Raw genomic sequence first — 12,981 nt, forward strand, 5'->3', positions numbered from 1 at the left:
AAGCGTGGCTGTCTTGTTACCGCAATTGTTCTACGCCGGGTAGAACCTGTCGGTACTAGTTTACGGCCTTTGCGGAATCGCCCCGAGCATCGTGCCGCAGGGTCAGGCCCGACAGCATCCACAGGACACCGCTGATGATGGCTCCGCCGCCCGCAACGCCGAGGAGCGCGTGCGCCCCGAGGCCGATGAAGAACGGCAGCGCGATCGCGGTGCCCAGCCCGATCACGCCGGAGGCGATCCAGTCGCGGGCCAGGACGGACCGGCCTCGGCCCAGGATACCGGCGGCTAGTTCCGCAGCACCGGACGCGCCGAGACCCGCGGCTGCGATGGTTCCGAAGACGAGGGGGGTCGGGAGCATGACTACGGCCGCGCCGGCTCCGGCCAGGACGGCGCCGCCGGCGGAGAGGATCTTGCCGGCGCCTTCCCGCGGGCGGAACCCGGTCCTCGCCACGGTCCAGATCATTATGACGCCGGTGGCCAGCAGGTAGAGTCCCCCGGCCCAGCCCATGCCGGCCTCGGGCGGCGCCGCCCAGAACACGGTCACGGCGCCGAACACGAGCGCAACGGCGGCCCTGATAAGCACGGGCTTCCAGAGGTCGGCCGCGGCGCGGATGGCAGGGGTCGCGTCAGGCGCTGCGGGGAGAGTCACCCGTCCAGTTTAGTGCGAAGCCGCCACTGCGCGCGCCTGCCGGGCAGGCCGGCCCAGTGCGCCCCTGACGGCAGGGTCCGGCACGGCGCACTGATCGGAGCATTGACCGCGCATTTCACGATGCATTGACCGCGCTGTATTCACTGTGCGCCAAGGACCATCCAGCGGTCCGTCCGGGCGCGGAGACCCAGGGTCAGCGCCCGCGCCGCCATGTAGCCTAGGGAAAAGGCGGCCCAGAGCCAGAGCAAACCCGTGCCGGCGCCGGCGCCGGAATACCGCACGGCCAGCAGCAGCGGCAGGTAGGCGGCGAGATTGACGACGCCGGCGACCGCGAGATAGCGGGCGTCGCCCGCCCCGATGAGGACGCCGTCCAGGACGAAGACGTACCCGGCGAGCGGCTGCCCGGCGGCAAGCACCCACAGGGCGAGCGTGAGCGCGGCCCGGACGTCGGCGTCGGCGGTGAAGAGGGCGCCGGCCCACGGCGCCGCCGCGCCGAGGAGGATCCCGGTCAGGACGCCAAACCCGATCCCCCACCGCGTCATGGTGCGCGTCAGCGTGCGTGCCGCCTCGGGCCGGGCCGCGCCGAGCTCCTTGCCAATCAGGGCCTGGGCCGCGATCGCGAGGGCGTCCAGGGCGAAGGCGAAGAACGTGAAGACGGTCATGGCCAGCTGGTGCGCGGCGAGATTGACGGGGCCCTGGGCAGTGACTACCACCACCGTGGCGAGAATCGCGATACGGAGGCTGAGCGTGCGCAGCATCAGCCAGGAGCCCACCTTGGTCATGGCCCGGATGCCGCGCCAGTCCGGCAGCAGGGACACCCCGTCGTTGCGGGCGTTGCGCCGGACGATCAGCACATAGACGGCCGCCATGGCCCACTGCGCGATGCTTGTGCCAACCGCCGACCCGGTCACGGACCAGCCCAGCCCGTAGACCAGGACCAGGTTCAGCGCGATATTCAGGGTGAAGCCCGCAGCGGCAACGGCCAGGGGGGTCCGGGTGTCCTGGAGCCCGCGCAGCACTCCGGTGCCCGCAAAGATCAGCAGCATCGCCACGAGGCCGGGCATGGACCCGCGCAGATAGTCCACGGCGAATCCATGGACCTCGCCGCGGGCACCCATCAGCTCCAGGAGCGGCCCGGCGGCCAGGAACCCCGCGGCCGCCAGGATGATCCCGAGTATCAGTGCCAGCCAGACCCCGTCCCGTCCGGCGGCGAGGGCCTTGGCCAGCTGGCCGTTGCCGATCGCCCGTGCCACTGCCGGCGTCGTGGAGTATGCGAGGAACACCATGAGCCCGACGGCGGTGTGCAGCACCGCCGAGGCCAGCCCGACGCCGGCAAGCTCGGCCACTCCCAGATGGCCCACGATGGCCGAGTCGGCGAGCAGGAACAGCGGTTCGGCGATGAGCGCACCGAACGCGGGCACGGCGAGGCGGAGAATCTCCCGCCGGTGCCCCGCAGAGGGCGGCAGGGTCTCGGACAGCGGAGGGGAAGCAGGCACGGCTTAACCCTAGCGGGGCCCGCGAAACGCCGTCGGACGTCGTTTAGTTGACATAACAACTAAATGACGGCACTATAAAACTTGAAACTACAACTTTCTCACTGTTGCGGACCGGCCGGCATTGCGGCCCGGCCGCCACGGCGCCCCCGACCCTAGGAAGGGCACACCATGAACCAGCCCGCACTGACCACCACCGCCCGGACCATCCTCCGTGTCATCACGGGATTCCTGTTCGCCGCTCACGGCTGGCAGAAGTTCAACGAGTTCACCATCGCCGGCACCCAGGCAGCTTTCACCCAGATGGGAGTCCCGGCGGCCCAGGCGGCGGCTCCCGTGGTCGCCACCCTCGAACTCGTCGGCGGCGTCGCACTGATCCTGGGCGTGCTCACCCGCGTGTTTGCAGCCCTCCTCGCGGTGGACATGCTCGGCGCCCTGATCCTGGTCCACGCCGGCGCCGGCGTCTTCGTCGCGACCGGCGGCTATGAGCTCGTCCTGATCCTGGCGGCAGCCGCCCTCGCCGTGGCTCTCGTCGGCGCCGGCAACGCCTCGGTGGACAAGGCGCTCTTCGGCCGCAGCAACTCGAAGCTCAGCGTCCTCGCGTAAGGCTCCTGCCCCGGCACTTGCCAGCAGTCCCCGGCGGGCGGTCACCATGCGGTGGCCGCCCGCCGCCGCATGTCGACCGGTTATGGCGGCCCGGACAGCGATTGTGTCGCCGGCTGGCGGCGCCTGCCGGGCGCTTCAGTAAACTCACAGCATGAGCGAGAACGCGCCCAATTCCGTGACCCTGCGCTTCCTGGCGGCTCCCACCGACGTCGGCCACAGCGGCTCGGTCGACGCCGGCACCGTACTGGAGTGGGTGGACAAGGCGGCCTACGCCGCCGCCGTTGGCTGGGCGAAGTCCTACTGCGTGACCGCCTATGTGGGCAACATCCACTTCGCGGATCCGGTCAACAGCGGCGACATGGTGGAGGTTGAGGCCACGATCGTCTACACCGGACGGTCCTCGATGCACATCCGCACCGTGGTCTCCTCGGGTGATCCGAAGGGCGGCCCTGCCACCATGCGCAGCCAGTGCATTGTGATCTTCGTGGCCGTGGGCGCCGACGGCAAGCCTATTCCGGTGCCGCAGTTTGAACCGGCGACCCCGGCCGAGATCGGGCAGCGGGACGACGCACTGGCCCGGATCAAGGTCCGCGAAGACATCGTCCAGGCCATGAGCGGACAGGAATATACCGATGCCGGCACGGCAGAGCGCGTGGTGCTGCGGTTCATGGCGGCGCCCACGGACGTGAACTGGGGCGGCAAGGTCCACGGCGGCATCGTGATGAAGTGGATTGACGAGGCCGCCTACGTCTGCGCCTCCCGCTACTGCGGCATGGACACCGTGGCCGTGTTCTCCGGCGGCGTGCGGTTCTACCGCCCGCTGCTGATCGGCCACGTGGTGGAAGTGGAGGCCCGGCTGGTCTACACCGGAACAAAGGGCATGCACATCGCCGTCCATGTCCGCTCGGGAGATCCCAAGGGGCGCGAGCTGAACCTCACCACCTATTGCCTGACGGTCATGGTGGCCCGGGACGAGACCGGCACCTCGGTCCCGATCCCGCAGTGGGTGCCGGTGTCCGAGGAGGACAAGCGGCTGCATGCCCACGCCCGCGAGCTGCTGGAAATCCGCGGGCGGGCGCCCGGGAACCGGCTGCCCAACCACCTGCTCGCGGCAGGCAACGGCTAGCAGCCGGCGGACCGGCAGGGGGCAGGGCTAGAAGCCGCCGCCGCCTCCGGCGTCGGCGGCCATGTTGGCAAACCGCGAATAGTGGCCCTGGAAGGCCACAACAATGTCCTTCGTGGGGCCGTTACGGTGCTTGGCGATCAGGATATCGGCCTCGCCGGCTCGCGGCGACTCCTTGTCGTAAACGTCTTCACGGTGAAGCAGGATCACCATGTCGGCGTCCTGCTCGATGGAACCGGATTCGCGCAGATCCGAGACCATGGGCCGCTTGTCCTGGCGCTGCTCCGAGCCACGGTTCAGCTGCGACAGTGCGATCACCGGCACCTGGAGTTCCTTGGCCAGGAGCTTGAGCGCACGGGAGAACTCGGAGACTTCCTGCTGGCGGGACTCCACCTTCTTGCCCGAGCTCATGAGCTGCAGGTAGTCCAAAATCACGAGCTTGAGGTCATGCTGCTGCTTCAGGCGCCGGCACTTGGCACGGATTTCCATCAGCGACATGTTGGGGCTGTCATCGATGAACAGCGGGGCATCGTTCATGCGGCCCATGGTGGTGGCGATTTTGGACCACTGCTCGTCCTTGATGGTGCCCTTACGGAGGTCCTGAAGACCGATCGTGGCCTCGGCGGACAGCAGGCGCATGGCGATTTCGTTGCGGCCCATTTCGAGGGAGAACATGACGGTGGCGAGGTTGTTCTTAATGGCAGCCGAGCGGGCGAAGTCCAGCGCGAACGTGGACTTACCGACGGCGGGGCGCGCGGCGATGACGATCATCTGGCCCGGGTGCAGGCCGTGGGTCAGTTCATCAAGCTCATAGAATCCGGTGGGGACGCCCACCATGCCTTCGCCGCGGTGCCCCGACGCCTCGATTTCGTCCACCGTGGACTCCATGACGTCCTTGAGGACCACATAGTCCTCGGCGGTGCGGCGCTCTGCCACGGCATAGACCTCGGCCTGGGCCTGGTTGACGAGGTCTTCGACTTCGCCGTCCTGTCCGTACCCGAGCTGGACGATCTTGGTTCCGGCGTTGACAAGGCGGCGCAGAACGGCGCGTTCGCCCACAATTTCGGCGTAGTACCCGGCGTTGGCCGCTGTGGGGACGGTCTGGATGAGTTCATGCAGGTAGGCGGGTCCACCAATCCTGTTGATTTCGCCGCGCTTGGTCAGCTCGTCCGAGACCGTCACGGCATCGGCGGGTTCACCGCGGCCGTAGAGGTCAATGATGGCCTCATAGATGGTTTCGTGGGCCGGACGGTAGAAGTCCTGGCCGCGCAGGATCTCGACGACGTCGGCGATGGCGTCCTTGGACAGCATCATGCCGCCCAAGACGGACTGCTCCGCGGGGATGTCCTGCGGAGGCTTGCGGCTGCCCTCGGCGCCCCGCGTGCCCTCGACTGAGTCCAGATGCGTAACTGACAAAACTGCCGTCCTCCGTTGTGTGCCGCGGCGGATATCCGTTCGCCGCGGCGCGTAAGCCCTGCGCCTTGATGCCCAGCTGCGTTGCAGCCGAGCAGTTCTGCTGCCCAGCCGTTTTTGATGCCGGGCTTGATGCCCGGCTGTATTACTTCCCCGCCGTTTAACAGCGCGTGTTCTCACACTCTGTGTTCTCACACCCTGTGTTCTAACACCGCCTGTTCTCACACCCGGTGGCATGAACCCGACCTATGCCGGCCGCTTCATTCGTATCAGTCAGCTCCGACAGTTCGCGTCGGGCCGCCGGTCCGACGCCGTCCAACCGCCATGCCGCCGCTTTGTCCATCGCCGTTATCCACAGCGTGGTGCGGCGGTGAGCCGCCGGGATCCGACGGCGGGGCTTCCTGCCTGGCGATCGCCCGGCAACCGCAGGTTTCCGCTTCCAAGCCCCGATATCCTGCAACGTTATCCCCCGATCGGGCAGGCACCAACCCGGCCGGCGCGCTCCCCTGTGGATAACCTGTGCACTAGTGGCCGGTGCTTGTGCACAGTCTGTGGGTAGAGCTGTGGATAGAAAAAAAGTTGAGTCCGTAATCCGCCATTGAACTGCGGAAACATTGGATTCATCTTGTGGACACAAAACATTTTTGCCGAGGCTTCATCCACAGCCTGCATCTTGCGGCTGGGGATAGACCGCGGCGCGCGAGGCCATACTTGCCGCCCGATGTGCACATTTCGTGACCGGATTCACGGCGCCCGGCGGAATTGACGCCGGCCGCGGCGCACTGTACGGGGGTTGCCGGGCATGCTGTGGATAACCGCAATCTGGCATAAGCTCTAACCATGGGCGATGTACTGCTAGTCATGTTGCCTGCCCTCATTCTGACGGCGGTGCTCTGGGCGGTGGCCACGGCCTTGAAACCGCGGAATTTCGGCATCTCGGAGGCCGAGCGCTATCAACAGGAACTGGCGGTAAAGTCCCAGGCCCACTACGCGGCGCAGGTCCGGGCCGCCGTGGCCGCCCGGGCCCGGGTTGAAGCGGCCACGCGCCCCAGCCAGAACTCCCAGCAGCAGTCCCAGCAGGCTGATCACGCCCGCTCCGGCCAGCTGGCCCGAAGCGCCTCGACCTCGGCAGGGTCCCAGCCCGGCCACGGGGACGCCCTGCCCGGCGTCGGATACTTGAGCCCGCAACTCCTCCTGGAGCTGCAGTCCCTGGCCCGCAGCGGCCACAAGCTGAAGGCCATACAGTTGCTGCGGCAGTCGACGCACGCAGACCTCAAGACCTCCAAGAATTACGTAGATCGGCTGTAGCGCATGGACTCCCTGCTCATTCCCGGACTGATCCTGGTTCTCGTGGCGGTCGGCGTACTGCTGGCCATCCGGGCTTGGAATCACCGCGGCGAACACCCTTATCCGGCGGCCGCGCCACAGCCTGGCCCCGACTCCGCCGAGCTCGCCCGAGCCTCGGCCGCCAAGCTCAACGAGGAGCAGCACCGGCGGCTCTATGCCCTGATCGCACAGGGGCAGGCCATGGCCGCGATCAAGGTGTACCTCGAGGCCACGGGTGAGGGCCTCCGGGCGTCCCGCGACGCCGTCGCGGCACTCGCGGCGCACCCGCAGCCGTTCCGCGCCCCGGAGGCCGCACCGGCGGCCGTTCCGGACGAGGACGACGTGCCGCAGCGGTTCTCCTACCGCTACCGGGCTATCGCCAGCAAGGGCGATGTCACACGCGAGGTGAGCAGCAACATGCTCAACGATGAGATCTACGGGAGGATCCGCACCCTGGCCAAGAGCGGCGACACGGAGGCCGCCGCGACGGCCCTGACCCGCCACTCGGACATTTCCATGAAGCAGGCCAGGGAGTTCATCGCGCTGCTCGAAGACTGAGGACAGTCCGGCCACGGCTCCGTCCAGGCGCACCGCGGGGCGCGAGCGGAGGCTGGTCATCGGCGGGGCCGGGTCCTCCGCGCGGCCCGGTCATCGGCGGGGCCGGGTCCTCCGCAGTGCTAGAAGTCGAACAGGTCCCCCAGCCAGCCTTCCTTCTTCTTGGGACGGCGGCGGTCGTCATACCGCGGCTGGTCATACCCCGGCTGGTCATAGCCCGATTTGTCACGGCGCGGACGGTCGCGGGGCTCATCGTACCGGCGGTCGTCATAGCGGCGGTCATCCGGACGCCGGTCTTGCCGACGCGGGTCGAGGTTGTACAGCGGCGGCGGGATGTGGCCGGGTGGCGTAGGTGGGAACGCTGCGGGCGGCAGCGGTGCTGGCGGCTGCGGGCCCGCGGGGACGGCCGCTGCCGGGCCCAAGGACTCCGCAACCCGGTCGATGATCTTGTCCAGCTCGCCCCGGTCCAGCCACACTCCGCGGCATTGCGGGCAATAGTCAATCTCCACGCCGCTGCGTTCACTCATGATCAGGTCAATAGAATCCACGGGACACTTCATGTCCCGGACAACGAGCGGGCGCCCAAAAAGGTTCGGACGTCCCACCTGCCTATCGCTGGGCGGAGATCCCGGCGAGCAGCTGCTCAAACGGCAGTGACTCCAGCGGGGCCGGCTTCCGCTGGGGCCCCGCGTCCTGCAGCAGGCCGACAAACTCCCCCGCCGCCCGGTCCACCCGGACCGACAGCGGTGAGCCGCCGTCGTCGTTGTTCCCCCAGTCCTGGGGCCCGGCGAAGACCGCGGTGGCGGCGATGCGGGTGCGCAGGTAGGTGAAGAGCGGCCGCATCGCAAAGTCCAGCACCATCTGGTGCCTGTCCGTGCCGGCGGTGGCCCCGAGAAGAACAGCCTTGCCCTCCAGCGACTTGGGATCGAGCACGTCGATGAAGGACTTGAAGAGCCCGCTGTAGGAGGCGCTGAACACGGGACTGACGGCGATGACGCCGTCGGAGGCTTCGACGCCTGTGATCACTTCAGCCAGCTTTGGGGCCGCATAGCCGGTTACAAAGTTGTTGGCGATGTCCACGGCGAGGTCCCGCAATTCCACGACCTCGATGTCCACGGCGTAGCCGGCCGCGGCGAGCTGCCGCTCGGCCGACGCCGCCAGCTGATCCGCCAGCAGGCGGCTCGATGAGGGGACGCCGAGTCCGGCGGAAATAACGGTGATACGGCGGGTTTCCACGAGGTGCTCCTAAGTTGAATCCAGGTCAGCAATGCCATTACATGCGTTTGCATCTACCTGAACAAGAGGCGGGCGAGCGGATTTATTCCCGTCCGCATTCCGCAACTGAGCAGCGCAGGACCGGGGTCAGAGCAGGACCCAGCCTTCGATGCAGCTCACGGAATCTCCGCCCACCCAGATGTCCGCCCCGACGGCATCGACATAGATCCGGCCGGCCCGGCCCAGTGCGGTCCCCTGCGCTGCGACGTAGGACTCCGGGGCCCGTCCGCTGCCGATTAGCCATTGGGCCGCACCTGCGTTGAAGCTGCCCGTGACGGGGTCTTCCGCGGCGGCGTCGCCCGGGACGAAGGTGCGCACCTCGAAGTCGACGGCGGATCCGTCACGGTGCGGCCCGATAACGCCGGCCTTGAGGCCCGCCATGGCCGCATAGTCCGGGCGGACGCCCAGCACCTGCTCCGCCGATTCCAGCAGCACGCCAATCCAGTCCGGGCCGTTGACCAGCCAGGACGCGTCCAGCAGCGCTTCTCGGGGCAGCCCCAGGCCGGCTGCGATGCGCACCAGATCCTCCTCCGCCACGGCCCCCGAGCGGGTCAGCGGCGGGGCCGCGAACGCGAGGCGTCCGCCGTCGCGCCTGAGCCTCACCAGCCCGGCCCCGCACTCCTGGACCACCACACCGTCCTGCTTCGGGATGCCGCCCGCCTCGAGCCAGGCGTGGGCTGAGCCCAGGGTGGGATGACCGGCGAAGGGAAATTCTTCGCTGCCGGTGAAGATCCGCACCTGGTAGTCGGCCTCGGGGTGTGTGGGCGGCAGCAGGAAGGCTGTCTCCGCAAGGTTGGTCCAGTTGGCGAACCGCTGCATCGTCTCCGTCGCGAGGCCCTCGGCATCGCCGACGACGGCCAGCGGATTTCCGCGGTAGGGCTCGGCGGAGAAGACGTCCACCTGGTTGAAGGGACGAAGGCGGGGCGCGGCGGCGGGACCGGGGTTCACCGCAGAAGGCTATCACCGGCGCCGTCCGCGGCTGACAACACGGCCGACAACACGGCTGACAGTGCGGCTGACAGTACTGCCCGCGTCTGCCAGACTGCCCCCATGGCTGAAAACAAGACCCAGACAACCGGCGCGTCCGTGGAGGACTTCCTCGCCGCCGTCGAGCATCCGGTCCGGCGCGGGGACGGGCTGCGCCTCCTGGCGCTGATGTCCAGGACCACGGGCCGGCCGGCGGAAATGTGGGGCCCGACGATTGTGGGATTCGGCCGCTACCACTACAAATACGAGAGCGGACGGGAGGGAGACTCCCCCGCGGTCGGGTTCTCGCCCAGGAAGTCCAGCCTCTCCCTCTACGGCCTCACGTACGGGCTGGAAGCCGCCGAACTGCTCGGCAGCCTCGGGAAGCACAAGACCGGCGCCGGGTGCCTGTACGTCAACAAGCTCGACGACGTCGACGAGGCCGTGCTGGCGGAACTGATCCGGTTCGGCTACCGGTACGTCACCACGGTGCTGCACCAGGGCTAGGCCGGCCCGGCCCAAGCAACGCGGGGTCATTTACGGTCCATCCGGAGGTCCGGGATGGGCCGTAAATGACCCCGCGTTGCTGTTAAACACAGAGGGCCCCCGTTATCGTTTTCCCGGGGGAAACCAATAGCGGGGGCCTTCCGGCAGTTCAGGACTGCCTAGCCGGAGAGGCTGTAGCCGAAAGGGCTACTTGCCTGCGACGACGTCGAGTTCGATCACAGCGGAAACGTCGTCGTGCAGACGGACGTTTGCCTGGTAGGAACCGGTCGACTTGATGTGTGCCGGCAGTTCAACCTTGCGCTTGTCGATGCGGCCCAGGCCAGCGGCCTCAACAGCGTCGGCCACGTCGCCCTGCTTGACGGTGCCGAACAGGCGTCCGGTCTCGCCGGCCTTGACGACCAGCTTGACCGGCTTGGCGGAGAGTGCAGCGGCCTGCTTCTGAGCGTCTTCCAGGGAAGCGTGCTCGCGGGCAACGCGGGCAGCCTTGATGGACTCAACCTGCTTCTCGCCACCCTTGGACCAGGTCAGGGCGAAGTTGCGTGGCAGCAGGTAGTTACGTGCGTAACCGTCCTTGACCTCGACAACATCGCCAGCAGCACCGAGACCGGTTACTTCGTGGGTCAGAATGAGCTTTGCCATGTTAGTTAATCCCTTCCTTAGCCGCGGCCAGCGCCGGAGTAAGGCAGCAGAGCAACTTCGCGGGCGTTCTTGATTGCCTGGGCGATCTTGCGCTGTTCCTGCACCGTGACGCCAGTGACGCGACGGGCGCGGATCTTTCCGCGGTCGGAGATGAACTTGCGCAGCAATGCTACGTCCTTGTAGTCGATGACAGTGATGTCAGCGGCCTTCAAGGGGTTGGACTTTGGTTTGGGCTTACGGAGTTCAGCCTTAGCCATCGTGGAGCTCCTATTCGATGGAGCCCGTGGATATTGATCCACGGGATGGTGGTGATCCGGCGCAGTCTGCACCCGGCCGCCGTGCGGCGTCCAGGCGGCTTTCGTTGCCGGACCTTAGATGTTGTTTAGAAGGGAGGTTCGGAATCCGGGCCGTTGCCCCAGCCGCCGCCCGCATTGCTGACCCCGGGCGTGGCCCACGGATCCTCCTGCGCGGCGGGCTGGTTGCCGCCCCATGTTCCGCCGGTGTTGCCGCCCTGGTTTGCACCCTGGCCGCCACCGAAGCCACCGCCGCTGTTGCCGCCGCCGAAGCCGCCCTGTCCACCCTGACCGCCGGAGCGCTGGGTGCGGTTGACCTTGGCATTGGCGTAGCGCAGGCTCGGGCCGATTTCATCGACCTCGAGCTCGATAACGGTGCGCTTCTCGCCTTCTTTTGTTTCGTAGGAACGGCTCTTCAGGCGGCCGGAAACGATCACGCGCATGCCCTTGGTCAGGGACTCGGCGACGTTTTCGGCTGCTTCACGCCAGACCGACGCGCGGAGGAACAGGGTTTCCCCGTCCTTCCACTCATTGGACTGCCGGTCGAAGGTGCGGGGAGTAGAAGCGATGGTGAAATTCGCTACGGCCGAACCGGACGGTGTGAACCTGAGTTCGGGGTCATTGGTGAGGTTACCGATAACCGTGATAGTGGTTTCGCCTGCCATCTACTGCCTCCTTGTGCGTTCCTGCGGGATGAAGATTGAACGGTTGTCCGCTGAATTACTCAGCAACAACTTTCTGCTCTTCGGGGCGGGTGATCTTGGTGCGCATGATGGTCTCGTTGAGACTCAGCTGGCGGTCAAGTTCCTTGGCGGTAGCCGGCTCAGCGGTGAAGTTCACCACGGCGTAGATACCTTCGGACTTCTTCTGGATTTCGTAGGCCAGGCGACGACGGCCCCAGATGTCAACCTTTTCGATGGTTCCACCATCGTTGGTGATGACGTTCAGGAACTTCTGAAGCGACGGCTCAACGGCACGCTCTTCGACCTCGGGGTCGATGATTACCATCAATTCGTAAGGACGCATATGTGAACCCACCTCCTTTGGGCTAAGCGGTTACGGCATTTCCGTAACAGGAGGTTCATTTGCGGTGCCGTGCAATGCCCCGGCCTCCGGAACGGGGGCAGGGCGCAGCACAGACTTCAATAGCTTAGTGCATCCGGAGCGGTTCCGCGATTCCGTGCCCCCACCGTACGGCTCCGCGGCCGGCCCCGGAAGGGCGCCGGCTGCCATGTGGATAACTGCGGCGCGGGATGGTCGCCGTCGGCATGCCATGATCAGGGAATGAACACCGGATCCCTGCCCCGACGTACTGTGCGCATCAGGAGGAGCCGCCTGCGTTTCGCCGTCATGCTGCTGGCCGGGTTGCTTGCCGCCACGGCGGCCGGCTTGGCCGGGCACTGGGTGCAGGCTCCCACCATTGGCTGGTGCGGGGCTGCCCTGACCTACATCGTCTGGGTCTGGCTCGTCATCGGGCGCCTCGATCCCGCGGACACACGGCTGCACGCCACAGCGGAAGACCCGTCCCGCAGCACGACGGACCTGCTCATCCTGGCTGCAAACATTGCCAGCCTGGGTGCGGCGGCGGCGGTCATCGTGGATTCCCACAACAACACGGACACCGTGTCCCGGATTGCCGGCGGCTTGCTCGCGGTGGTCTCGGTCGCACTGTCCTGGACGCTGGTCCAGACACTTTTCACCTTGCGCTACGCGGAGTTGTACTACGGAACAGGCACGAAGGCAGGCTCCCGGGTGGGCGGCATCGACTTCAACCAGAGCCGGCCGCCGCAGTACACCGACTTCGCCTACCTGGCCACAAGCCTTGGCATGACCTACCAGGTCTCGGACACCGCCCTGCAGAACCACGGCATCCGAGCCGAGGCGCTCAAGCACAGCCTGCTGTCCTACCTCTTTGGGACCATCATCCTGGCCACCACCATCAACCTCGTGGTCGGCGTCGCCGCGTAGGACGGAGGATGCGGGCCGCCTCGAGTTGCCTGCCGCATCAGGCAACGTGGACGGCTCTGCGGCCCGATCCGAGTACTTCTGGGTCTCACTACTCGTGTTTTGCAAACCCTGTACTCGATTATCCGAACTTCCTAGTCCCCGGGTAAAACCCAAGCTACATTGGCATCA

General features: G+C 66.8%; 16 protein-coding genes. 6 read left to right on the forward strand and 10 right to left on the reverse strand.

Annotated features, from left to right (window positions below; translation table 11 throughout):
* Positions 1 to 55: 55 nt before the first annotated feature.
* Both LDO15_RS21905 and LDO15_RS21910 read right to left on the reverse strand, forming a co-directional pair.
* Positions 56 to 649 (reverse strand): hypothetical protein, encoded by a 594-nt coding sequence (locus LDO15_RS21905; protein WP_223982422.1) that lies wholly within the window; start codon positions 647 to 649, stop codon positions 56 to 58.
* Positions 650 to 789: 140 nt separating this feature from the next.
* On the reverse strand, positions 790 to 2,145 hold the full coding sequence (locus tag LDO15_RS21910) for an MATE family efflux transporter (RefSeq protein ID WP_223982424.1): 1,356 nt from the start codon (positions 2,143 to 2,145) through the stop codon (positions 790 to 792).
* 168 nt (positions 2,146 to 2,313) lie between these two features.
* Here LDO15_RS21910 and LDO15_RS21915 point away from each other — a divergent pair, with 168 nt between their 5' ends.
* Positions 2,314 to 2,748, forward strand: coding sequence for a DoxX family protein (locus LDO15_RS21915; RefSeq protein ID WP_223982426.1), 435 nt, complete (start codon positions 2,314 to 2,316; stop codon positions 2,746 to 2,748).
* A 151-nt stretch (positions 2,749 to 2,899) separates the two neighbouring features.
* Positions 2,900 to 3,874 (forward strand): acyl-CoA thioesterase, encoded by a 975-nt coding sequence (locus LDO15_RS21920; RefSeq protein WP_223982429.1) that lies wholly within the window; start codon positions 2,900 to 2,902, stop codon positions 3,872 to 3,874.
* Positions 3,875 to 3,901: 27 nt separating this feature from the next.
* Here LDO15_RS21920 and dnaB read toward each other — a convergent pair whose 3' ends face one another.
* Positions 3,902 to 5,287, reverse strand: coding sequence for a replicative DNA helicase (gene dnaB, locus LDO15_RS21925; protein ID WP_018775337.1), 1,386 nt, complete (start codon positions 5,285 to 5,287; stop codon positions 3,902 to 3,904).
* Between the two features lie 837 nt (positions 5,288 to 6,124).
* Between dnaB and LDO15_RS21930 the strand changes: the two genes are divergently transcribed.
* On the forward strand, positions 6,125 to 6,592 hold the full coding sequence (locus LDO15_RS21930) for a hypothetical protein (protein WP_223982432.1): 468 nt from the start codon (positions 6,125 to 6,127) through the stop codon (positions 6,590 to 6,592).
* Between the two features lie 3 nt (positions 6,593 to 6,595).
* Positions 6,596 to 7,168 carry a hypothetical protein gene (locus LDO15_RS21935; RefSeq protein WP_223982435.1) on the forward strand — a complete coding sequence of 191 codons (573 nt, stop codon included), beginning with the start codon at positions 6,596 to 6,598 and terminating at the stop codon, positions 7,166 to 7,168.
* A 119-nt stretch (positions 7,169 to 7,287) separates the two neighbouring features.
* On the opposite strand, the gene LDO15_RS21940 is transcribed toward LDO15_RS21935, so the two are convergent.
* The 3 genes from LDO15_RS21940 to LDO15_RS21950 form a co-directional block, all read right to left on the reverse strand.
* A complete protein-coding gene (locus tag LDO15_RS21940) occupies positions 7,288 to 7,725 on the reverse strand; it encodes a zf-TFIIB domain-containing protein (protein WP_223987634.1) in 438 nt (145 codons plus the stop codon).
* Between the two features lie 49 nt (positions 7,726 to 7,774).
* Positions 7,775 to 8,401, reverse strand: a complete 627-nt coding sequence (locus LDO15_RS21945; protein WP_223982437.1) for an FMN reductase — start codon at positions 8,399 to 8,401, stop codon at positions 7,775 to 7,777.
* Positions 8,402 to 8,527: 126 nt separating this feature from the next.
* Positions 8,528 to 9,388 carry a PhzF family phenazine biosynthesis protein gene (locus tag LDO15_RS21950; RefSeq protein ID WP_223982440.1) on the reverse strand — a complete coding sequence of 287 codons (861 nt, stop codon included), beginning with the start codon at positions 9,386 to 9,388 and terminating at the stop codon, positions 8,528 to 8,530.
* A 102-nt stretch (positions 9,389 to 9,490) separates the two neighbouring features.
* Here LDO15_RS21950 and LDO15_RS21955 point away from each other — a divergent pair, with 102 nt between their 5' ends.
* On the forward strand, positions 9,491 to 9,913 hold the full coding sequence (locus LDO15_RS21955; protein ID WP_223982442.1) for a DUF1801 domain-containing protein: 423 nt from the start codon (positions 9,491 to 9,493) through the stop codon (positions 9,911 to 9,913).
* 186 nt (positions 9,914 to 10,099) lie between these two features.
* Here the strand turns inward: LDO15_RS21955 and rplI are convergent, their stop codons facing one another.
* The 4 genes from rplI to rpsF form a co-directional block, all read right to left on the reverse strand.
* Positions 10,100 to 10,552, reverse strand: a complete 453-nt coding sequence (rplI, locus tag LDO15_RS21960) for a 50S ribosomal protein L9 (RefSeq protein ID WP_223982445.1) — start codon at positions 10,550 to 10,552, stop codon at positions 10,100 to 10,102.
* A 17-nt stretch (positions 10,553 to 10,569) separates the two neighbouring features.
* Positions 10,570 to 10,809, reverse strand: coding sequence for a 30S ribosomal protein S18 (rpsR, locus tag LDO15_RS21965; protein ID WP_003800144.1), 240 nt, complete (start codon positions 10,807 to 10,809; stop codon positions 10,570 to 10,572).
* Between the two features lie 125 nt (positions 10,810 to 10,934).
* Positions 10,935 to 11,510: a single-stranded DNA-binding protein gene (locus tag LDO15_RS21970; protein WP_018775330.1), complete on the reverse strand. Its 576-nt coding sequence runs from the start codon at positions 11,508 to 11,510 to the stop codon at positions 10,935 to 10,937.
* 55 nt (positions 11,511 to 11,565) lie between these two features.
* Positions 11,566 to 11,871 carry a 30S ribosomal protein S6 gene (gene rpsF / locus LDO15_RS21975; RefSeq protein ID WP_026266755.1) on the reverse strand — a complete coding sequence of 102 codons (306 nt, stop codon included), beginning with the start codon at positions 11,869 to 11,871 and terminating at the stop codon, positions 11,566 to 11,568.
* 258 nt (positions 11,872 to 12,129) lie between these two features.
* Between rpsF and LDO15_RS21980 the strand changes: the two genes are divergently transcribed.
* On the forward strand, positions 12,130 to 12,813 hold the full coding sequence (locus LDO15_RS21980; protein ID WP_223982448.1) for a DUF1345 domain-containing protein: 684 nt from the start codon (positions 12,130 to 12,132) through the stop codon (positions 12,811 to 12,813).
* Positions 12,814 to 12,981 lie beyond the last annotated feature (168 nt).

This window comes from Arthrobacter sp. NicSoilB8 (genome assembly GCF_019977355.1).
Taxonomy (GTDB): domain Bacteria; phylum Actinomycetota; class Actinomycetes; order Actinomycetales; family Micrococcaceae; genus Arthrobacter.